Genomic DNA, 20,628 nt, shown 5'->3' on the forward strand with positions numbered 1-20,628 from the left:
AACGCGTCCAGCTGATTTGAGCTAGGACGCGTTTTTACGGAAGAAAGGATGAGGAAAGTTGATAGATGTCTATTTACTGAGCGGGTTTCTCGGCAGCGGGAAAACGTCATTGCTCGTTCAGCTGATCGAACAGGTGAAAAAATCGGGGAAGCAGCCAGCCGTCTTAATGAACGAATTCGGAGAAATGAATATAGACAGCCAAATTGTAGAAGGGGCGGGTGAGGTCCCGCTGAAAGAACTATTGAACGGGTGTATCTGCTGTACAAGCGCCGAATCAACAGAGGCGCAATTACAGGGCTTACTGACGGATTATCCCGAAGTCGATGTACTTTTCATTGAAACAACAGGTGCTGCTCATCCTGTAGAAGCACTGGATGCTGTCTATTCCCCTTTATTCGCCGAGCAGTTGGAAGTCAAAGGAATTATCACCGTTGTCGATGCGAAGCGCTGGATTGACCGTGACAAGCTTTCTCCGCGCATGCAGGCACTGTTCCTCGAGCAGATTCGTCATGCGCACTTCATGCTGCTGAATAAAACAGACTTGCTGACTGCGGATGAACTGGCGACTGTAACGTTGCAGGTAACACAGTTCAACAGTTATGCAGCGCTAGTGCAAACGACGAATGCGAAGGTAGATTTCAGTTATGTGGAAAAAATGATGAACACAGCAGCTTCTCCTAAACTTGCAGTCACTTCTGGAAAAGGACTGCCTCTGTCATCTAAAGTGCTGACGTTCGACAAGCCCGTTAACCAGGAACACTTTGAAGAGTGGGTGCGCTCGCTGCCCGACACGGTGTACCGGATGAAAGGGTATATTCAGCTTGAAGGTTCCAGATACTCGCATTTATTCCAATATGCATATGGAATGGTAAACTGGATACCGGAGTATATGCAAATTCCTTCGAAACTCGTAATCATCGGGGAACAGATAAAAGATATCGAATATTGCCCAGAAAAATAATTGTCAACCCCTTTTCATTGGTAATAATCTTACAAGGCGGACAATATTGCCAAAACGAATGAAGCGGACTCTTGATCTGACAAGGTTTGACGCTTTCATTGGAAAGACTGGTAATATTCATCAAGTTTTCTCCTTTTCTCAAACGTTATGATTGGTCACGTAGAAAAGGAGGGACCGAGATGAAAAAACCGTTATCCATCATCTTACTAAGTTCAGCTATTTTATTGCCTACTCATGCAACAGAGGCAAGCACGATCAATACCGTTCAGACCCAGGCGCATACGTATAAGTGGAAAGTCGAAAATATGGAAACCAAAGATCTTTACGCTTATGTTTGGAAAACATATAATTGCTATTTGAATGGCGAGCTGCAAAAGCCTCAGCCTGAAACACCTAGCAAGCCGGTGGAAAAACCTGAGCAGCCAAGCAAACCTGTTGAAAAGCCTGAACAAAAGCCAGTCGAGAAACCAAACAAACCGGTGGAAACGCCTGAGCAAAAACCAAACGTTCCAACTGAAAAACCGCAGCAGCCAAGCACGCCGCCAACTGATGAGCAGCCACAGCAGCAACAGCCGTCTGTCAATGCTAATGTCTCTGCAAATGAGCAGGCTGTTTTAGATTTAACAAATGCAGAACGTGCAAAAGCGGGATTAAAGCCATTGCAAATTGATGCTGCTCTGCAAAAGTCAGCCAAACAAAAATCTGCAGATATGGCGAAGAATAATTATTTCTCCCATACGAGCCCTACATACGGTTCACCTTTTGATCAAATGAAGATGAATGGCATTACGTATCGTGCAGCAGCGGAGAATATTGCGATGGGTCAGCGAAGCGCGCAGGAAGTCGTAACTGGATGGATGAACTCCCCGGGTCACAGAGAGAATATTTTAACGCCGGGATTCACTCATATCGGTATCGGACATGACGCAAACGGAAATTACTGGACACAGCAATTCATTCAGAAGTAAGTAAAAAAGACGATGGCCTATGTAATTGGTCATCGTCTTTTTATATAGTCTTATAACTCAAGAGACTTCTTGGTTTGCATACTCTGAATAAATCGTAAGCGGAATGAGAGAATGACTGCGCCGACTGTCAGACCTGCTATAAGCCCGACCCAGTAGCCGTAAGCACCCAGTTCCGTATAAGCAGCAAGCAGATAGCCCGTCGGCAGACCGATGATCCAGAAAGAGAAGACACCGACCAAGAAAGTCATCGTGACATCTTTATACCCTCGCAATGCGCCCTGTATCGGTGCCTGTACGGCATCTGACAGCTGGAAGAAGGCTGCATAGATAAAGAAGTGAACAGCAAGTGTAATAATTGCCGGATCCGGCGTATACATAGAAGCAATCTCTTCACGCAGCATCAGTAAGATGAATATGGATAGGAAACTGAAGAGTACGGCAAACCCGATTCCCAGATACGTAAATTGCCGTGCATCTTTCGTGCGCCCTCCGCCGATTGACTGACCGACGAGTATGGTCGTACCCATTGAGACACTGAGCGGAACCATATAGAGCAGCGACGTAAAGTTCAGCGCAATCTGATGCGCAGAAATGACTTGCGCTGTATAACTGCTCATTAATAGGGTCACAACGGAGAAAATACTGATCTCGACAAAGATCGAGAGACCGATCGGCACGCCGACCGCCAATATTTCTTTCCATCTGGTAAATGAAACTCGCGGCCATCCGCTGAATAAGGAAAATTCTTTAAAATGACGGGATGACCAGGCAATAAATGCAGCGATAAAAAATACCAGCCAATAGGTAAATCCTGAAGCATATCCCGCACCTGCACCGCCTAATTCCGGAAAACCGAAATTGCCGAAGATCAATAAATAGTTCAGCACGATATTAATAGGAGCGGAAATTAAAATAATCAGCATGGAAACGCGTGTGGCTCCGAGCGCATCAAAAAATGAGCGCAGTACCGTATAGGCCATCAGCGGTACCAGACCAATACTCATTCCGGTCAGATAGTCCGCGGCCACCTGTTTCACCTGAACGTCCAGCGGCATATTCATGATCGCCGGAAGCACCGCCCATTTGATCAGAATAAAAATGATTGCCGAAAGAGTAAGAGATACGTATAATGCTTGCTGGACGGTAGGGCGTACACTCGATTTGTTCTTCGCGCCGATCTGCTGTGCGATAATAGGAGTAAGTCCCATCAAAATTCCTGCAAGACCGGTATACACCGGTGCCCAGAAAGAAGTCCCGATGGTGACACCTGCCAGATGATAGGTGTCGTAACGCCCTGTCATCAAAATATCGAAGAATGACATTAAATAGAGTGCAACTTGGGTAATTAAGATAGGTATCATTATTTTGATGAACAATGATATTTTTTGCTGTAAAGTATTTGTATCGACAGACATGATTGTTATTCCCTCAACTTTATATAAGGTTCTTTTGACAACAGTCATTGTACCATGAAAAACGAAGGAAAATGATTGTATAAACTCATAGGGGAAGGATGTAAAGAATGAAGCGACCGGTGATTGTATTAACAGGCGGCGGTACTGCAGGACACGTTTCTGTAAATCAAGCGTTAATTCCCGTATTTTTGGGTAAAGGATATGAAGTACATTATATTGGTTCACATGAAGGTATCGAGAAGGAACTAATCGGGAAAGGTCATCCTGAAGTAATTTATCATGCGATACAGAGCGGAAAGCTGCGGCGCTATGTTTCCGCGAAAAACTTCACAGACCCTTTTCGGGTAGGCGCGGGGACTCTTCAGGCATTGCGTATCCTCCGAAAACTGAAGCCTGAGATAATTTTTTCAAAAGGAGGTTTCGTTTCAGTTCCTGTCGTGATGGCGGCAAAACTTGCTAAAGTCCCCGTCGTCATTCATGAATCAGACGTCACTCCGGGACTTGCAAATAAACTGGCTTTACCGTTCTCTTCACAAATCTTTACCGTCTTTGAACAGACTCTGCAATATGTGCCTTCTGAAAAATCCGTTTGCACCGGCCCGATTATCCGGCCCGAACTTTTCAGCGGGAGCAGTGCAGAAGGGCTGAAACGTACCGGATTGACTGCTGAGCGCCCTATTTTCATTGTAATGGGCGGAAGTCAAGGATCCGCTTTATTGAATGAAGCAGTTCGAAAAGCATTGCCTCAGCTCCTGGAAAGCTATCAGATCATCCATTTATGCGGCAAAGGAAATGAAGAACGTTTGTTAGATGATTTACCGGGGTATGTTCAGTATGAATATGTGACCGATGAGCTGCCTGATTTGCTGGCGGCTGCGGATTACGCTGTTTCACGGGCCGGTTCTAATGCCATTTTCGAATTGCTGGCTATTCATAAACCTATGCTGCTTGTTCCTCTCGCTGCTTCAAAAAGCCGCGGTGACCAAATTTTGAATGCATCTTATTTTGCTTCTAAAGGATTAGCTATACAAGTAAAAGAAGAAGAATTTTCGGATCAGCCCCTGGAAGAACGCTTCAGAAGTCTTGAACGTGAGAAAAGTCGGCTTTTGTCGAATATCGAGCAGACAACTGAGCCGAAAACCCCTGAAAAAATGGCAGATTTGATATTGTCTTTTCAGAAATAATAGATAATAACTGTTAAGTAACACTGTTTTCACTAGTTTTATATTATCTTTTTATAAATGTTCACAACTTCGTATTAATCCCTTTGAGTTCTAGGATTTGCGTGCTATTATTGTATAGAAGTATATAAAATAATCACAACAAGCCAATAGGCAAATGTGGAGGTCATATTACATGTCGAACAATGTGGATTCCCATCGTTCCCCGTATGCAGCATTTTCGGGTCCAAACCTTGGGTATGTAATGGAAATGTACGATCTGTTCAAAACAGATTCAAATGCGGTAGATCCTGAGTTAGCTGAGCTATTCAGGAATTTTGGTGCGCCTACGATGGCGGAAGGCGAAGAGGCGACAGCAGTTGTTCAAGGTTCCGGAACGGATCTTCGCAAAGTTCTGGCTGTCTATTCCTTATTGGAAGCCATTCGTTCTTACGGTCACCTTGCAGCTGACATTTATCCATTAAACGATCGGCCGAAGGATACGTCACGTCTTGAACTTTCATATCACGGACTGACAGCAAGCGATCTGGTCGGATTGCCAGCATCTTTGTTCTTGAAAAACGTTCCATCATCAGTAGAAAACGGACTCGATGCAATGAATTATTTAAAATCATTGTATACCGGATCCATTGCATACGAATTTTCTCACTTAATCGATGAAACTGAGCGTACTTGGATTCAATCAAAAATTGAAAACGGAGACGTTCAGTCAACCTTGTCGGGAGAGGAGAAAAAAGATCTTCTTGAACGTCTGACGAAAATTGAAGGCTTCGAGAAATTCATCCATCGTACATTCGTCGGTGCCAAACGTTTCTCTATTGAAGGGGTAGACACTCTTGTCGTTTTAATTGACGAGCTTGTACGCCGCTCTGAAGAAGCTCAAATGAAAAAAATGCTGATTGGTATGGCACACCGAGGACGTCTGAACGTCTTAACTCATAACTTAAACAAACCATACGAAATGATGTTCGCTGAATTTGCCGGCGTACCTGCTTCCCCGTTCTTGCCAAAAGACGATTCATTGGAAGTAACCCGTGGCTGGTTCGGTGATGTAAAATACCATATGGGCGCTCTTTATAAAGGAGAGTCCGGGTTAAATCGTTTCTTAGGATACAACCCGTCACACCTGGAAGTAGTCAATCCTGTCATTACAGGACAGACTAGAGCGGCTCAGGAAAACACGGATAGCCCAGGAATCCCGAAGCAGGATACAAATGCAGCTTATGCAGTGCTCGTACACGGCGACGCAGCGTTCCCTGGACAAGGCATCGTACCTGAATCATTCAACTACAGCCGAGTCCGCGGTTTCCAGACAGGCGGATCCATTCATATCATCGCCAATAATACAATAGGCTTCACGACTGAATACTATGATTCCCGTTCTACACACTATGCATCTGATCCCGCGAAAGGTTTCGAAGTGCCTGTATTCCACGTGAATGCAGACCACCCGGAAGAAGTGCTGGCTGTAGCCAAGCTTGCATTCGAATACCGTCAGCAGTTCGGCAAAGATGTGCTGATTGACCTGATCGGCTACCGTCGTTACGGGCATAACGAAATGGACGAGCCATTGGTGACAAATCCAGTGATGTATCATGAAATTCACAAGCACCCGACAGTTCGTCAATTGTATGGACAGCGTCTTGCGGAGCAGAACATCATGACGGATGAAGAAGTAAAACAAATGGATTCTTCCGTAATCGCGACAATGCAGGCTGCATATGACCGAGTGAAAGAAGAATCTGTAAATGCACCTAAGATTTCGAATGCAACCCCGGAAGTTGTTCTTGCCGGATTGCCGCGCGACCTGGAAACCGGTGTTTCCGAAGACCGTCTGCGTAAAATGAATGAAGAACTGCTGACATATCCTTCAGACTTCACTGTATTCAGCAAGCTGGATAAAATTCTAAAACGCCGCCAAGAGCCGTTCAACGGCAAAGGAAAGATCGACTGGGCGCATGCAGAGCAATTAGCATTCGGTTCCATCTTGCAGGATGGCAAACCGATCCGAATGTCAGGTCAGGATATACAGCGCGGTACATTCGCACAGCGCCACCTGGTCCTGCATGATGAAAAGTCGGGTGAAGAATTCGTTCCGCTTCACCATATCGGCGGATCTAATGCTTCATTCGTGGCATACAACAGTCCATTGACAGAAGCAGGAATTGTTGGTTATGAGTTCGGATATAACTTGGAAGAAGATAAGACTATGTCAGTATGGGAAGCACAGTACGGCGACTTCTCCAATATGGCACAGGTAATGTTCGATCAGTTCGTTTCATCTAGCTATTCTAAATGGGGTCAGCAGTCAGGACTGGTCTTGCTTCTACCTCATGCATATGAAGGACAGGGGCCTGAACACTCCAGCTCACGCATCGAAAGATATTTACAGCTATGTGCTGAGAACAACTGGACAGTAGCGAATATCTCCAGTGCTGCAAACTACTTCCATGTTCTGCGCCGTCAGTCCAAGATTCTTGGAAGCGAAGCAGAGCGTCCATTGGTAATCGCAACACCAAAATCATTGCTGCGTCATCCGTTAGTCGGAGCTGATGTCAATGATTTGACAGAAGGTCACTTCAAGACCGTTCTTGAGCAGCCGGGTACCGGTACTAAGCCTGAAAAGGTTAAGAAAATCCTGTTTGCCAGCGGTAAAGTAGCAATAGACCTTGCTGAAAAAATTAAAGACGGTGAAGGATTCGATCATTTGCATGTGATTCGTGTAGAGCAGCTGTATCCATTCCCGTCTGATAAGATTACAGAAATTCTTGAGCGTTTCCCGAAAGTGAAAGATTTGGTCTGGGTACAAGAAGAGCCGAAAAACATGGGAACTTGGTCATTTGCCTATAAATATCTGCAGGAAATCGCAGATGGAAAAGATATTTCTTATGTAGGACGCATTCACCGTTCAAGCCCTTCTGAAGGCGACGGTGCTTCTCACAAGACTGAACAGAATCGAATCATTGAAGAAGCTCTGAAAAAGTGATATAACAAGTAAGGAAGCTTTACAGTATAAGTAAAAACTACTTAGATGAAGTAGCAATCCGTTAAAAACGGGATATCTACGAGGAGGAATTTATTGTGGCAGAGATTATAGTACCTGAATTAGCAGAATCGATTACAGAAGGTACAATTGCAAAGTGGCTTAAGCAACCTGGTGAAAACGTTGATAAAGGTGAATTCATCGTTGAATTGGAAACAGACAAAGTAAACGTTGAAGTCATTTCAGAAGAAGCTGGTGTTGTATCTGAACTGCTGGCAGCTGAAGGCGACACAGTTGAAGTCGGCCAAGTAATTGCTATTGTAGGCGCTGCAGGTGCAGCGGCACAGCAAGCTCCACAAGCTGCTAAGGAAGAATCTGCAGCACCTGCTCCTGCACAGGCAGCTCCCGCTCCGGCAGCAGCTGAAGAATCATCTTCAGCAGACCGTACAATCGCAAGCCCGGCAGCACGTAAATTAGCGCGTGAAAAAGGAATTGATCTTGCAGCTGTATCACCTGTAGATCCAATGGGCCGTGTACGCGCACAAGATGTAGCAGCTCATACGAATGCTCCTAAAGCACAGCCTGCAGCTCCAGCTGCACCGGCAGCAGCGTCTAAAGACGACGGACGTATTACCCGCCAGAAAATGACTCGCCGCCGTCAGACTATCGCTAAGCGCTTGCTTGAAGTGAAGCAATCTACAGCCATGTTGACTACATTTAACGAAATCGATATGACAAACGTGATGGCTCTTCGTTCACGCAAGAAGGACCAGTTCTTCGATCAGAACGATGTACGACTTGGCTTCATGTCATTCTTCACGAAAGCAGTAGTTGCTGCACTGAAGAAATATCCATACGTTAACGCTGAGATCGATGGCGATGAAATTTTGTTGAAGAACTACTTTGACATCGGTATCGCAGTTTCTACTGAAGGCGGACTCGTTGTGCCGAACGTAGTAGATGCAGATCGTAAAAACTTTGCTGAAATTGAAGCATCAATCGGGGAGCTTGCTAAAAAAGCACGCGACAACAAGTTGACAATTGCTGACATGACAGGCGGTTCTTTCACGATTACAAACGGTGGAGTATTCGGCTCACTATTGTCTACTCCAATCCTTAACGGTACACAAGTAGGTATCTTAGGTATGCACACTATTCAAAAGCGTCCAATCGCTGTTGGAGACAACATCGAGATTCGTCCAATGATGTATGTGGCACTTTCTTATGACCACCGTGTAATTGATGGTAAAGATTCAGTAGGATTCTTGAAGATGGTTAAAGAATTGATTGAAAACCCTGAAGATCTTCTTCTTGGTTCTTAATCACTTAAACAAGCAAGCGACCCGCGGCTGTATGCGCGGGTCGCTTTTATATAGAATGAAAGAAAGGAGAGACCATTCCATGTCCTATTTAAACTGGTTGAACGCACCGACGTTGAAGACAGTGACGTGTACGCATTCGAATGCTGAAAAGTATGTGGTAAACCATATGCTGACAGCGGGGAAGTCATATGAAGTAAAAAACGAAACAGACGAGTTTATCTTTGTCGTTGATAATTCAGGAAAAGTAGGGGGCTACTACAAGACCTATTTTGCCAACGAGCAGTTGTAAGCAGTTTGAAACCGTCCTTGGAAAAGGGCGGTTTTTTGTTGCAGATTGTGAATTTGTAAGTGGCAGGAGAGCGTTTTCCTGCGTTCCAGCTGAAGTGTAAATCCTGCTGCAGTTTGGCAGTATGGGGATTTAGTATATGCGGGTTTCGTTGCTCAACTTTGCAGGAATCTGAACGAAGTGTGAGTTTACAGTTTAAATCCGCTACGGCGCTGGGGGATTGCCTTACGCTATGAGCCAGCTGGCAAAGAACACGCCAGTTGTCTCATAGCGTAAGGCCGACCCCGCAGCTGCGCCTTCGCTGGTGTGGAGTATTTATATCATATTGCTTTTTCTAAGTGTGTGTATTTTTGTGGGTGTGATTTCGTTTCTCGACTTTGAAAACGCATTGATCACAAGAATTTTAGCCTTTGCAGAATAATAAGTATAGCATGAAATACCTAACCAATCGTAATCATCCCAAATATTATGCTCATACTGCCTACTCACACACAAAGTATTAAAACACCAGCCAGTGTACCTTCGTTCCAGGCGGCGACTCCGGGAGGATCAGCCCGATAGGATGAGACAACTGAAGGGAGCAAAGCGACCATAGCATGTAGAAGGAACCCTGTATTGCCTTAATTTCTGCAAAGAGCGCAGAAATACGGCAAAGCGAACCCTTCGCTGTTCGCTTGGCTCACCGAGGGCCCGCAGGACACGCGTCCGCCTGGAACGCAGGGAAACGGTATCTCAACTATTTACACATTCATTTCCACAGAAAAAACCGCCCTTTTTTAAGAAGGACGGTTTTTGGATTCTTCGTATACAGAAAGCAGTCTTGTTTTCAAATCTTCTTCCATGCGGGCAATTTCTATCTCTGCTGATTTGCGCTTTGCACGGCCGTCTGCCTGAATAACCAGCGTTTCCTCGATCGTCTGAATCAGGTTTTCCTGCGTTTTCTTCAGTGTATCGATCTCGATAATGCCTTTTTCATTCTCTTTCGCCGTTTCAATGCTGTTTACTTTCAGCATCTCTGAATTGCGTAGGAGCAGATCATTCGTCGTCTTTGTCACTAATTTCTGCGACTCAACTGCTTTGGCTTGGCGATTTAATGTAAGTGCAATCGCGATCTGATTTTTCCAGAGAGGGATAGACGTCATAATGGATGCTTGAATCTTCTCAGCCAATGTCTGATTCGTCTGCTGGATCATACGGATCTGTGGTGCACTCTGAATAGTAATCTGACGTGACAGCTGCAGATCATACAGACGCTTTTCTAAGCGGTCGACAAATTGTGCCATGTCATTCACTTCCTGCACCATCATCTGATCATTCGATTGTTGTGCTTTTTTATGAAGTTCGGGAATAATCGTTTGATTGATCTCCTCGACTTTTAATTCAGCAGCTGCAATATATACATTCAATGCCTGAAAATACGTTTTATTTTGTTCATATAAGCTGTCGAGCATTTTCACGTCATCCATCAAACCGCGTTTTGAATGTTCAAGCTGCACACCAATCTTATCGATTTGTGTGCCGAGTTTTTGATAGCGGGTCATCATTTCCTGAACAGAGCGTGTGGCTTTGCCGAACAGACGACCAAGGCCAGATTTCTTTTTCTCCGACAAGTCGTCAGGGTCTATCTCTGACAGCTTGTTCATCAGCTCATTCAAGACGTCGCCGACTGGTCCTATATCTTTGCTTTGAACATGATCCAGCATCTTATGGGAGAAGCGGGAGAGTTCATTTTGTGCATTCGCTCCATATGTGATGACTGCTTCATAGTTACCGACAGGAATTTGTGCAGCCAGCTGCTTCGCTTTGACCTGTTCTTCTTCCGTCAGTCGATCAATCAGCTTAGTGGAAGATGTGCTTTCTGCAAGCGTTGACTCCATTTCCTTAGGTAAAAGACTGGCATCCAGATCAAATGGATTGTCCAGTAAATCGTCCATAGTTGTTTCTGCCTGTGTATTTTTATCTGTCATTAGAATGTTCCCCTTTCGATTCCAACAGCGGTTTACCTTTATTAATCGTTACATCCACAAAATCTATTTCCATTTTCAGCTGCTCCAAATCAGCCGCAACCGCACTGCGTAGATCTCTTTCCATTTCCAAATTTAAATCAGACAGCGTCTCGCGTGTATGCTGAAGTGCCACTTTGATTTCCTGATCTTTTAACGGCTGATTTACCAATAATCCATATTTCGATGTCAATTCTACAGCAGAATCAAGATGCGCGTAAAAGAAATTCTCCACTTGATAAAATTTGCGGGGATTCACTTGAACGATCTTAATAATTCTTCTGGCCATGGAAGCCATATCATATACTTGTCTAAATGCTTGTATGGAACGTACTTGTCCATACATATTGCCCAGCCGTTTCAATTTTTTCTTAGATTCAGAAACTTGATATTCAATATGTTTATATTCAGATCTTGTCATACCGTATTGTTTTAACGTAGATCGCAATTGTATTTCTTTGATGGCCAAGTTACCGCCTGCATACAATCCAATTCCAATCGCGGAGCTGACAACAAAATGTAAGCTCGTTGCTCCCAACAGAATAAACCAAGTCAGGAAACTTGTCGGAGCCATAAGCAAGTGCCGTGTAAAGAAGTTTTTGATATGATTCATTTTTTTCAGGCCACCTTCCATTCTATCTATACATTATTTACGGATTAACATCGAAAAAGTTTCATCAAGTTGATAAGTGAGGGAGCTCAATTATTGTTCTTATAGTAATTATAGCTGAAACTGGACAAAAACTCATATATTTCGGCGCATCAATCTTTTTACTTTTCTATAGGTGGAAGATTTGCTAGAATTAATGTCATTCGTGCATAGGGCCAGTGAAGGAGTGCATACTAATGTATGAAGTAGTGTATATGAAAGCGGACTTTGAACCATGGTGGATGTTTGAGGAGTGGAGAGATTTTACCGTCTCTTCAGAAACATTTTTGGATGAAAAAGACATGCAGCAGTATCTCAATAAAGTCTTAACGGAAATGGAACAGCACTTTGAACGCTATGAGGCGCGCAAAGGATGTTTTCATGCATTTTGGTCCGCTTCCGAAAAACATTATTGCGACGGGTGTGAAGGAGATCTGCAGATTTATCATGGAATTGTTGTGCTGCATAACGATCAGCCGTGTATATCGTGAAAACATTCTGTAAGTTGTGCTTGTTTTAATTTGACATTTACTCCACTTATGGTATACTTGCTCTAAGTAAATTAAATGAACAACCGTATGCGAATGGATTCACCTATTACAAAAGTGATCGGCTTCGTCGGTACTTTTTGTAATATGTGAATTTTTTTATGCGGAAGTTCATATATTAACAAGTACTTATATATTTTTGGAGGTAATCGAATGAAACAAGGTACAGTAAAGTGGTTTAACGCAGAAAAGGGCTTCGGTTTTATCGAAGTTGACGGAGAAGACGATATTTTCGTACACTTCTCAGCAATCCAAGGCGACGGATTCAAAGCTCTTGACGAAGGTCAGCAGGTTGAATTTGAAGTTGTCGAAGGTAACCGTGGTTTACAAGCAGCTAACGTTGTGAAATTATAATCCACTAAAAAAGGCATCCTGACGGGTGCCTTTTTGTATGGGTCATTTTATTTCGTAACTGTTTCAAGTGTGGAGGTAACAATGAAATCTTTTTCTGTTGTCATAATCGACTCACGTTTCACTTCGCCAAAACCCTTCACCAAGTATTTCCGATTAATGTAATCTTCGTCTTTTTGCTCCATTACAATTGCCTCATCGAATTTCTGATAAGGCGTTTCCACGGTCGCATCTGTTTCGGTGATTTCCCAGTCTTCAAACTTCGTCCCTTTTTCTATGGGGCCTTTCAAGTAAATTCCGATTGGCTGCATTGCCTGTAACTCTTCTTTATTCGGCAATTCCGCTTTAATCTCAACAGGCTGCTCTTGGAGAATCTGAATTTCATCACCCTCAAGCTTATAGACCTTCTGGATAAATGAACCGCCGTTATTCTCATGCACCACTACATAATCTTCTGTCGGTGAGTCCACAGTGATATCCAGCTCTGCATATTCATTTCCTTCTCCCTTATAGTGAGCGCTTGAGCCGTCTGGCAGGAAATAGTCGAGAAGAGATACATCTGTTTTCTCTGCACTTTCTTGTTCCGATTGGTTTTCATTTGTCTGTTCGTCTTTTATCGGATCATCCTTTGAACTGCTGTTACCGTCAAGAGAAGTGGCAGGTTTTGATGAGCAGCCGGCAAGTACAAGCAGAAGCGCAATAAACAGGAACAATCCATTACGTTTCATGTGAAAACCTCCTTTATTTTGTGGTATACCCGAAACAGCTAAAATTATTCAGCAAAAAGCCGCTTCCACAAAGGGAAACGGCTTTTTAACTTTATGCTTTTTGACCTTTCCATTCCAGGTACTCGTCATAAGACATCATTTTATCGAATATCGTACCGTCATCATTAATTTCAATGATCCGGTTAGCAATTGTCTGGATGAACTGATGGTCATGGGACGTGAAAATCATAGCGCCCTTAAACGCGATCAGACCGTTGTTCAATGCTTGGATAGATTCTAGATCCAAGTGGTTCGTCGGCTCATCAAGCATCAGCACGTTCGCACTTGTCAGCATCATTTTAGAGAGCATACAGCGTACTTTTTCTCCACCGGACAACACACTTGGCTTTTTATTTACTTCTTCGCCTGAGAACAGCATACGGCCGAGGAAACCGCGTAAGAATGTTTCGGTTTCATCTTCAGGAGAATATTGGCGCAGCCATTCGACCAGCGTCTGCTCAGATCCTTCGAAAAATTCCGTGTTATCGATAGGGAAGTAGGCGCGGGTTGTCGTAACGCCCCATTTGATGGATCCTGCATCTGGCTCAGTTTCTTCTGCAAGAACATCCAGAAGAGCAGATTTAGCCAATGGATTACCAATTAATACTACTTTATCTTCTTTTCCGAGTGTAAAAGAAGCGTCTTTAATATAGGTCTTGCCATCAACTGTTTTTGTCAGATCTTTAATCGTCAGAACATCATTTCCAATGTCGCGCCCCATCGAAAAGTTCACGAAAGGATAGCGTCGGGAAGACGGCTTAATATCATCCAGCTCAATCTTATCCAGCGTCTTTTTACGCGAAGTCGCTTGTTTGGACTTCGATGCATTGGCACTGAAACGCGCAATAAACGCTTGAAGTTCTTTGACTTTCTCTTCTTTTTTCTTATTTTGTTCCTGTGACAGTTTTAACGCAAGCTGGCTGGATTCATACCAGAAATCATAGTTCCCTGCATATATTTGAATTTTACTGAAGTCTAAATCCGCAATATGCGTACAAACTTTGTTTAAGAAGTAACGGTCGTGAGAAACAACGATTACTGTATTTTCAAAGTTGATCAGGAACTCTTCAAGCCACCGGATTGCTTTTAAATCCAGGTGGTTGGTAGGCTCATCCAGTAATAATACGTCCGGTTTGCCGAATAGAGCCTGAGCAAGCAAAACTTTAACTTTGTCCGATCCTGCAAGTTCAGCCATTTTCACGTGATGCAGGCTTTCCGGAACGCCAAGACCTTGAAGAAGGACAGAAGCTTCAGATTCTGCTTCCCAACCGTTCAGCTCAGCGAATTCTCCTTCAAGTTCAGCTGCACGCATGCCATCTTCATCAGAGAAATCTTCCTTCATGTAAATCGCATCTTTTTCTTTCATCACTTCATAGAGAGTTTTGTGACCCATAATCACTGTTTCCATAACCTCAAATTCTTCATATTCGAAGTGATCCTGCTTCAATACAGCCAAGCGTTCGTCTTTTCCCAGTATGACGTTGCCTGTCTGCGGTTCAATTTCACCTGAAACAATCTTAATAAACGTAGATTTACCCGCACCGTTTGCGCCAATTAACCCGTAACAATTCCCTGGATTAAACTGTATATTTACATCTTCGAACAGTTTGCGGTCGCCGAAACGAAGACTAACATTACTCACTGCTAACATAATAAAATCCTCCTAAATTCACAATGCTCCTATTATACATGAAAATACGGCGAAATGAAATCTTTGACTGGAACAGATTGCATTTTCGGTTTACGATAAGAAGGAAAGAGAAAATCTGGAATGTTTTATTGAAAGCGAGGACTATCGTTGCGCTCGAAATCAACTCAAATTTTATTGCTGTTCGCTATATTTGCAGTGGCGCTCAATTTACGTCCGGCCATTACATCAATCGGTCCGATGCTGGATATCATTAGGGAAGATTTGACGCTTTCCAACACGCAAGTCAGTTTACTGACGGTCATCCCTGTCATTTGTATGGGCGCGTTTGCTATGCTCGCACCTATTCTTAACAAAGCAATTGGGCTGAATAAGACGATGTATTTGATGCTGCTCTTATTGGCAGCCGCCACAGGTGTACGTCTTATTGTGTCCTCTTTCAGTATACTACTGCTTACAGCTCTGGCTGCAGGGATTGCGATTGCGGTCATCGGTCCTCTTTTGTCTGCGTTAATAAAACAGTATTTCCCGTTGAAAGTTGCAGCGGTTGTCGGAATTTATTCATTCGGCATGGGAATGGGGGCAACACTCAGTGCAGGTCTGACGGGAGTATTCTACCAAAAAGCAAATTATCATCTTGCATTGGCGATTTGGGCTGTTCTCGCCGTGCTTGGAATGATCGCCTGGCGAGTCAGCTCGAAAAATCCGATTGCAGTGAAACAAGCGATTGGCCAAACTGTGAAAAAAGGGGAGAGTCCCTGGAGAAGCAAAACAGCCTGGAGCTTTCTTGTGTTTTTCGGATTGCAGACGGCATTATTCTTTTCCGTACTGACATGGCTCGTGCCGATTGCCGTGACGAATGGACTGACTTTACTGCAGGCAGGCACATTGCTCAGCAGTATGACGGTCGTGCAGATTTTTATGAATATTGGTTTTCCTATTGCTTTGCAGCGCTTTAAAACACGGACACCCGCGTTGGTGGGTATTCTGCTGATCGGGATTGTTTCAATCGGTTTTATGTGGACTGAACAGCCTCTTCTTTTTTCAATCGGTGTATTGCTGATGGGTATTCCACTGGGCGGCCTGTTTCCCATTTGTCTATTGATGCCAATAGATGCAACGGACACAGCTGAAGAAACAAATGCCTGGACTGCAATGATGCAGACAGGCGGTTTCATTATCGGAGGGATTCTGCCGCTGTTAGTTGCCATGCTTTATGATTACACAGGAAATCACCAAGTTACATTATTCGTATTTCTCCTTTTATTTACGGCTATGCTAGTATTGGCAATCAAGATTGGCCGAATACCCGGCAAAGCATGAATAAAGACGCAACCCGTCGTGAACAGAAACGTCTTTATTACAGGACTACAGCGATATTGGAGGAATGAAGGGTACATGGATGATCATTTGGAGGAACAGCTGCCGACGCGCAGGAAAAAGAAACGTAAACTCCGGATTGGCAGAGTCATTTTTACTGCCTTATTGCTAGGCATTATCGCCGTATCGGCTTATTGTTATATACAATACAAACAAGGGAAAGCGCTGACCGCGGGAAGTAAAATTGACCCGGGGGAATTCCAGGGTGATTTATTGAATCCACAAGACCCTACAACAGAAAATTATTTGCTGCTGGGCATAGATAACGACGGGTCGGGCAAGTACCGAACTGATACGATGATGGTGCTGTCGTGGGATCAGACCCATGGAACTGCAAATCTCATTTCGTTTATGCGGGATATTTATGCACAGATTCCAGGGTACCAATCCTATAAATTAAATACTGCTTATTATCTGGGCGGAGTACAGACAGCGAAAGAAACGATAACCGGCATGTTCAATATTCCGATTCATCATTATGCCGTAGTGGATTTCGATAACTTCGAATCAATAATGGATATTACCTTTCCACAAGGCCTAGAAATAGATGTTAAACAAGAAATGTCCGAGAAAATCGGGGTCACGCTGACTCCGGGCGTTCAGCGGCTGAATGGCAAAGAATTATTAGGCTACGCCCGTTTCCGTGCCGATTCAGAAGGAGATTTCGGCAGGGTGAACCGCCAGCAGGAAGTTATTCAGGCAATTAAAGGGGAGCTGTTCAGTGCCCCTACTCTATTGAAGGCTCCAAAAGTTGCCGGCGCGCTGGATAATTTCATTACAACTGATCTTACGTCGAAAGAAGAGCTGACAAAATTACTGACGGTGTTAGCAAAACGCAAACTGGACATTAACACATTAAGAATTCCGGTAGAAGACAGCTATTCGTTCCGTTCGTATCAGCATGCGGGTTCTGTCATTGAAATTGATTTAGATAAAAACAGGGAAGCAATCCGTTCATTTCTAACGGCACGGTAACCGTTCATTCGGAGGGAGGAGAGAGGTTGTGAGACAGCCGCCCAAAAAGAATTCATTAAGGGATTTTTGGTCTATACGTTCGACATCACCGATCGTTGGATTTCTTGGTGGGCAATCGACTATATTTGTACTTCTCTGTCTGCTGTTCATCGGACTGATTATCTTGATCTTTACTCAAGTATCGTTCATTTTCTATCCGATCCGGGTCTTTTTCTCGACGGTCGTTCTGCCAGTCGTGCTCGCGACCATTCTTTATTACTTGATGCGGCCAATTCTTCGCTTTTTGGAGTTACGGCTGCGAATTCCGCGGGTCTATGGAATCTTAATCATCTTCCTGGCAGCTGCCGGGTTGCTGACTTTGGTGATTTTTCTCGTGCTGCCTTTCTTGCGCGAACAGTCGATCAATCTATTCGAGGAGTTCCCTTCGTATTTTAAGCAGCTGATTTTGGATATGGATGCATTTTTCCGTAACTCTTTATTCGCTCCTATTTATGAAGGATTTAACTTCAATGTCAATACATTTTTAGATTCCGGCTTTGAAAGTATCGGAAAGTTCTTTACCGAAACACTCGGAGGGATTGCTTCCGGTGTCACTTCTTTCATTTCTGCTTTAACCGGCATTATTCTAGGACTGTTCACGGTTCCGCTGATTCTGTTTTACTTATTAAAGGACGGAGAGAAGCTGCCTCAAGTGACTTTGCGCATGCTGCCGCCTCGTCTGCGCAACGATGCAATGATTATTTTCCGGGATGCTGACAGGCAGATCAGTGCTTATATTCAAGGCCAGATCTTAGTAGCTATCGCCATTGGAATCATGGTTTCCATCGGGTTCCTCATTATCAAAATGAAATATGCCTTGCTGCTCGGGGTTCTGGCGATGTTTACAAGCATTGTGCCGTACTTAGGTCCGGTCATCGCAATTACACCAGCCGCTATTATTGCGGTGGTTACTTCTCCATTCATGCTGGTCAAGCTTGCAATCGTCTGGACAATTGTACAAGTGGTCGAAGGCAAGTTTATTTCACCACAGATTATGGGGAAGTCACTGCATATTCATCCGATTACCATTCTTTTTGTTTTATTGACGGCAGGATCACTGTTCGGTGTGGCAGGTGTCATACTCGGGATTCCTACATATGCCTTGCTGAAAGTCGTCGCCACTCACATGTTCCATCTGTTCACACTGCGTTATAATCGATTTGAAACAGAAGAGGACATGTATTACGAGGTGGAGGAAATAGAGAAGGATTTAGAAGAAGAGAGAGAATAACCCGCACGTAATCGGCGGGTTATTTTTTATGGAGTTTCGTACAGAATCGTACCGGTCTTCGACAGATCATAGCCGCCGATTGCACTGATTTTGACCTGGAATTCTGACGACTGTATAGTGGCAAGTAAAAAATCCCTTAGTTTCTCATTTTCATCAGTCTTTAAAATGACCAGATCATACTGCTCCTGAATGAGGGGAATAAAATCGACATCGATCAGACGGGACGTTTTTTCTATCCCCACACCCGCATCTGCCTTGCCGGAAGCGACCTGAGCAGCCACAGCCATATGATTCAGTTCTTCGTCATGATAACCTGCCAGCGTGCGCGGCGAAATGTTTGCGATTTGCAGCTGTTCATCAAGAAGCACACGTGCCCCTGATCCTTTTTCCCGATTGATGATACGAAGTCCAGGCTGTCCTAAGTCTTCCCAGCTTCTGATCTTTTTACGATTGCCTTTCTGCACATAGAATCCGGCCGTTCTGCCGAGCAGATTGACGACAAGGTAGGAATGTCCCGTCAGCAGACGGTTGATGTACGGCAGATTATAAGTGCCGGTTTCGCCATCGAATAAATGCGTGCTGACGATATCGGCTTCTCCCTGTACCATTTTGATCAAGCTGTTCAAACTGCCTGCAAATGAACGCAGAGGACGAAAATCGAGATGCGCTTCTTCTATATAGCTTGCCAGTATGTCCAAGCTCAAATCTTGCCCGCTGATAATAACAGATGGATCACGAACCGGCTCAGCAGGCTGCTCTATCGGTTTAGCTGGAGCCGACTGCGACGGCATCATTTCACCGCCGCTTTTCAAGCGTTCCTTATAAGCAGATAAATCGACGGCATCAACGCGCATCTGACGCCCGACGCGGTATGCTCGGATTTCGCCTTTTTTAATTAAGTCATAAACCGTCAGCTTTGAAACTTTTAAAAGCTGTGCAATTTCTTCAGTTGTATAGGATATATTATTTTCTGTGTGGCTCATTTTTCAACCCCCAATAAACACTCCTTACTATCTTCCGTCATTTCCAACAAAAATGCAAAATTGACAAGTATAAGAAAGCATAATATGATATTTTTAGATATAACTAGATATAAATAGATATGTTTTGTTATATGTAGATAAAAGAGGGGAGCAGTGAAATGAAGCGTTTTTTACTTACAGCTTTATTTGCAATTTTGTCGATTATTTTAGTTGGATGTTCGGAAAGTGAGAAGCCTGAAGAAGCAGAACTCTTAATTTCTGCTGCGGCCAGTTTGACTGATGCATTGGAAGATCTAAAATCTACATACGAAGAGCAGCATGAAGGAGTTAAGCTGACATATAATTTCGGAAGCTCGGGGAAGCTTGCCGCAAACATCGAGAATGGGGCACCTTCTGATGTCTTTCTATCCGCCAGCTCGAAAGACATGAATGATATGGAAGACAAAGAATTGATTCTTGACGGTTCAAGAGAAAATTTCACTTCAAATATGCTAGTATTGATTGCACATAAAGATTCTGACTCTAGGATTGATTCATTTAAAGATATTGATCCGGCAGACGTTGATCATTTTGCAGTTGGTGAGCCTGAATCGGTTCCTGTAGGGCGTTACACGAAGGAAACCCTTGAAAACTTGAATTTATGGGAGCCTTTGCAGACTAAATTGGTAATGGGATCTGACGTACGCCAGGTTTTGACATATGTTGAAATGGGCAACGCTGATTTGGGCGTGGTGTACTCCAGTGACGCATTTGTTTCAGGGGATGTGAAGGTACTGGCTGAATCAGACCCAGAGTGGCATGCGCCGATTGTTTATCCAGGTGCGGTTGTCAAAGCTTCGAAACATCCAGAAGCCGCACAGGACTTTCTGGATTTCCTGACAAGTGATGAAGGTGAAAAAGCATTACAGAAGTTCGGATTTAAGTAAGAGGAAAAGGGG

18 protein-coding genes are annotated in these 20,628 nt (G+C 43.9%); 12 read left to right on the plus strand and 6 right to left on the minus strand.

Features of this window, described 5'->3' with window-relative positions; translation table 11 throughout:
• Window positions 1-58 precede the first annotated feature (58 nt).
• The gene (locus tag NCCP2331_RS09585) at window positions 59-961 is read left to right on the plus strand and encodes a CobW family GTP-binding protein (protein WP_251670264.1); all 903 of its coding nucleotides are present in this window, start codon (window positions 59-61) and stop codon (window positions 959-961) included.
• Window positions 962-1,140: 179 nt separating this feature from the next.
• Entirely contained in the window at window positions 1,141-1,929 is a 789-nt protein-coding gene (locus NCCP2331_RS09590; protein ID WP_251670266.1) for a CAP domain-containing protein, read from the plus strand.
• 50 nt (window positions 1,930-1,979) lie between these two features.
• Here NCCP2331_RS09590 and NCCP2331_RS09595 read toward each other — a convergent pair whose 3' ends face one another.
• Window positions 1,980-3,344, minus strand: coding sequence for an MATE family efflux transporter (locus NCCP2331_RS09595; RefSeq protein WP_251670269.1), 1,365 nt, complete (start codon window positions 3,342-3,344; stop codon window positions 1,980-1,982).
• Window positions 3,345-3,451: 107 nt separating this feature from the next.
• Here NCCP2331_RS09595 and NCCP2331_RS09600 point away from each other — a divergent pair, with 107 nt between their 5' ends.
• The 4 genes from NCCP2331_RS09600 to NCCP2331_RS09615 all read left to right on the plus strand — a co-directional run bounded on the left by NCCP2331_RS09600 (window position 3,452) and on the right by NCCP2331_RS09615 (window position 9,119).
• On the plus strand, window positions 3,452-4,528 hold the full coding sequence (locus NCCP2331_RS09600) for an undecaprenyldiphospho-muramoylpentapeptide beta-N-acetylglucosaminyltransferase (RefSeq protein ID WP_153721260.1): 1,077 nt from the start codon (window positions 3,452-3,454) through the stop codon (window positions 4,526-4,528).
• A 172-nt stretch (window positions 4,529-4,700) separates the two neighbouring features.
• Window positions 4,701-7,511 (plus strand): 2-oxoglutarate dehydrogenase E1 component, encoded by a 2,811-nt coding sequence (locus tag NCCP2331_RS09605; RefSeq protein WP_251670272.1) that lies wholly within the window; start codon window positions 4,701-4,703, stop codon window positions 7,509-7,511.
• Between the two features lie 95 nt (window positions 7,512-7,606).
• The gene (gene odhB / locus NCCP2331_RS09610) at window positions 7,607-8,830 is read left to right on the plus strand and encodes a 2-oxoglutarate dehydrogenase complex dihydrolipoyllysine-residue succinyltransferase (RefSeq protein ID WP_251670274.1); all 1,224 of its coding nucleotides are present in this window, start codon (window positions 7,607-7,609) and stop codon (window positions 8,828-8,830) included.
• A gap of 79 nt (window positions 8,831-8,909) precedes the next feature.
• Window positions 8,910-9,119: a DUF6501 family protein gene (locus tag NCCP2331_RS09615; protein WP_153723638.1), complete on the plus strand. Its 210-nt coding sequence runs from the start codon at window positions 8,910-8,912 to the stop codon at window positions 9,117-9,119.
• 773 nt (window positions 9,120-9,892) lie between these two features.
• Here the strand turns inward: NCCP2331_RS09615 and NCCP2331_RS09620 are convergent.
• Window positions 9,893-11,083 carry a toxic anion resistance protein gene (locus NCCP2331_RS09620; RefSeq protein WP_153723637.1) on the minus strand — a complete coding sequence of 397 codons (1,191 nt, stop codon included), beginning with the start codon at window positions 11,081-11,083 and terminating at the stop codon, window positions 9,893-9,895.
• A complete protein-coding gene (locus NCCP2331_RS09625) occupies window positions 11,073-11,732 on the minus strand; it encodes a 5-bromo-4-chloroindolyl phosphate hydrolysis family protein (protein ID WP_251670276.1) in 660 nt (219 codons plus the stop codon). Before NCCP2331_RS09625 ends, NCCP2331_RS09620 begins: the two co-directional genes overlap by 11 nt.
• A gap of 233 nt (window positions 11,733-11,965) precedes the next feature.
• Here NCCP2331_RS09625 and NCCP2331_RS09630 point away from each other — a divergent pair, with 233 nt between their 5' ends.
• The gene (locus NCCP2331_RS09630; protein ID WP_153723635.1) at window positions 11,966-12,259 is read left to right on the plus strand and encodes a DUF1033 family protein; all 294 of its coding nucleotides are present in this window, start codon (window positions 11,966-11,968) and stop codon (window positions 12,257-12,259) included.
• 210 nt (window positions 12,260-12,469) lie between these two features.
• Window positions 12,470-12,670 (plus strand): cold-shock protein, encoded by a 201-nt coding sequence (locus tag NCCP2331_RS09635; protein WP_153723634.1) that lies wholly within the window; start codon window positions 12,470-12,472, stop codon window positions 12,668-12,670.
• Window positions 12,671-12,717: 47 nt separating this feature from the next.
• Here the strand turns inward: NCCP2331_RS09635 and NCCP2331_RS09640 are convergent, their stop codons facing one another.
• Both NCCP2331_RS09640 and NCCP2331_RS09645 read right to left on the minus strand, forming a co-directional pair.
• Entirely contained in the window at window positions 12,718-13,395 is a 678-nt protein-coding gene (locus NCCP2331_RS09640; protein WP_251670278.1) for a hypothetical protein, read from the minus strand.
• 91 nt (window positions 13,396-13,486) lie between these two features.
• Window positions 13,487-15,085, minus strand: coding sequence for an ABC-F family ATP-binding cassette domain-containing protein (locus NCCP2331_RS09645; protein WP_153723632.1), 1,599 nt, complete (start codon window positions 15,083-15,085; stop codon window positions 13,487-13,489).
• A gap of 147 nt (window positions 15,086-15,232) precedes the next feature.
• Here NCCP2331_RS09645 and NCCP2331_RS09650 point away from each other — a divergent pair, with 147 nt between their 5' ends.
• The 3 genes from NCCP2331_RS09650 to NCCP2331_RS09660 all read left to right on the plus strand — a co-directional run bounded on the left by NCCP2331_RS09650 (window position 15,233) and on the right by NCCP2331_RS09660 (window position 18,707).
• A complete protein-coding gene (locus NCCP2331_RS09650; protein ID WP_251670280.1) occupies window positions 15,233-16,405 on the plus strand; it encodes an MFS transporter in 1,173 nt (390 codons plus the stop codon).
• A 75-nt stretch (window positions 16,406-16,480) separates the two neighbouring features.
• Window positions 16,481-17,437 (plus strand): LCP family protein, encoded by a 957-nt coding sequence (locus NCCP2331_RS09655; RefSeq protein ID WP_251670282.1) that lies wholly within the window; start codon window positions 16,481-16,483, stop codon window positions 17,435-17,437.
• Window positions 17,438-17,465: 28 nt separating this feature from the next.
• Window positions 17,466-18,707 carry an AI-2E family transporter gene (locus NCCP2331_RS09660; protein WP_228551165.1) on the plus strand — a complete coding sequence of 414 codons (1,242 nt, stop codon included), beginning with the start codon at window positions 17,466-17,468 and terminating at the stop codon, window positions 18,705-18,707.
• A gap of 26 nt (window positions 18,708-18,733) precedes the next feature.
• Here the strand turns inward: NCCP2331_RS09660 and NCCP2331_RS09665 are convergent, their stop codons facing one another.
• On the minus strand, window positions 18,734-19,690 hold the full coding sequence (locus tag NCCP2331_RS09665; protein ID WP_251670284.1) for a helix-turn-helix transcriptional regulator: 957 nt from the start codon (window positions 19,688-19,690) through the stop codon (window positions 18,734-18,736).
• Between the two features lie 158 nt (window positions 19,691-19,848).
• Here NCCP2331_RS09665 and modA point away from each other — a divergent pair, with 158 nt between their 5' ends.
• Complete coding sequence (gene modA / locus NCCP2331_RS09670; protein ID WP_251670286.1) at window positions 19,849-20,616, plus strand: molybdate ABC transporter substrate-binding protein; 768 nt, start codon at window positions 19,849-19,851, stop codon at window positions 20,614-20,616.
• The last annotated feature ends 12 nt before the right edge of the window (window positions 20,617-20,628 follow it).

The organism is Sporosarcina sp. NCCP-2331, from assembly GCF_023707945.1.
GTDB classification, from domain to species: domain Bacteria; phylum Bacillota; class Bacilli; order Bacillales_A; family Planococcaceae; genus Sporosarcina; species Sporosarcina cascadiensis.

Excerpts from the sequence above, each read along its gene's own strand:
- NCCP2331_RS09635 (WP_153723634.1), top strand. The coding sequence starts at position 12,470 with ATGAAACAAGGTACAGTAAAGTGGTTTAACGCAGAAAAGGGCTTCGGT.
- NCCP2331_RS09645 (WP_153723632.1), bottom strand. The coding sequence starts at position 15,085 with ATGTTAGCAGTGAGTAATGTTAGTCTTCGTTTCGGCGACCGCAAACTG.
- NCCP2331_RS09615 (WP_153723638.1), top strand. The coding sequence starts at position 8,910 with ATGTCCTATTTAAACTGGTTGAACGCACCGACGTTGAAGACAGTGACG.
- NCCP2331_RS09630 (WP_153723635.1), top strand. The coding sequence starts at position 11,966 with ATGTATGAAGTAGTGTATATGAAAGCGGACTTTGAACCATGGTGGATG.
- NCCP2331_RS09625 (WP_251670276.1), bottom strand. The coding sequence starts at position 11,732 with ATGAATCATATCAAAAACTTCTTTACACGGCACTTGCTTATGGCTCCG.
- NCCP2331_RS09640 (WP_251670278.1), bottom strand. The coding sequence starts at position 13,395 with ATGAAACGTAATGGATTGTTCCTGTTTATTGCGCTTCTGCTTGTACTT.
- NCCP2331_RS09655 (WP_251670282.1), top strand. The coding sequence starts at position 16,481 with ATGGATGATCATTTGGAGGAACAGCTGCCGACGCGCAGGAAAAAGAAA.
- modA (WP_251670286.1), top strand. The coding sequence starts at position 19,849 with ATGAAGCGTTTTTTACTTACAGCTTTATTTGCAATTTTGTCGATTATT.
- NCCP2331_RS09600 (WP_153721260.1), top strand. The coding sequence starts at position 3,452 with ATGAAGCGACCGGTGATTGTATTAACAGGCGGCGGTACTGCAGGACAC.
- NCCP2331_RS09595 (WP_251670269.1), bottom strand. The coding sequence starts at position 3,344 with ATGTCTGTCGATACAAATACTTTACAGCAAAAAATATCATTGTTCATC.
- NCCP2331_RS09620 (WP_153723637.1), bottom strand. The coding sequence starts at position 11,083 with ATGACAGATAAAAATACACAGGCAGAAACAACTATGGACGATTTACTG.
- NCCP2331_RS09590 (WP_251670266.1), top strand. The coding sequence starts at position 1,141 with ATGAAAAAACCGTTATCCATCATCTTACTAAGTTCAGCTATTTTATTG.
- NCCP2331_RS09605 (WP_251670272.1), top strand. The coding sequence starts at position 4,701 with ATGTCGAACAATGTGGATTCCCATCGTTCCCCGTATGCAGCATTTTCG.
- NCCP2331_RS09665 (WP_251670284.1), bottom strand. The coding sequence starts at position 19,690 with ATGAGCCACACAGAAAATAATATATCCTATACAACTGAAGAAATTGCA.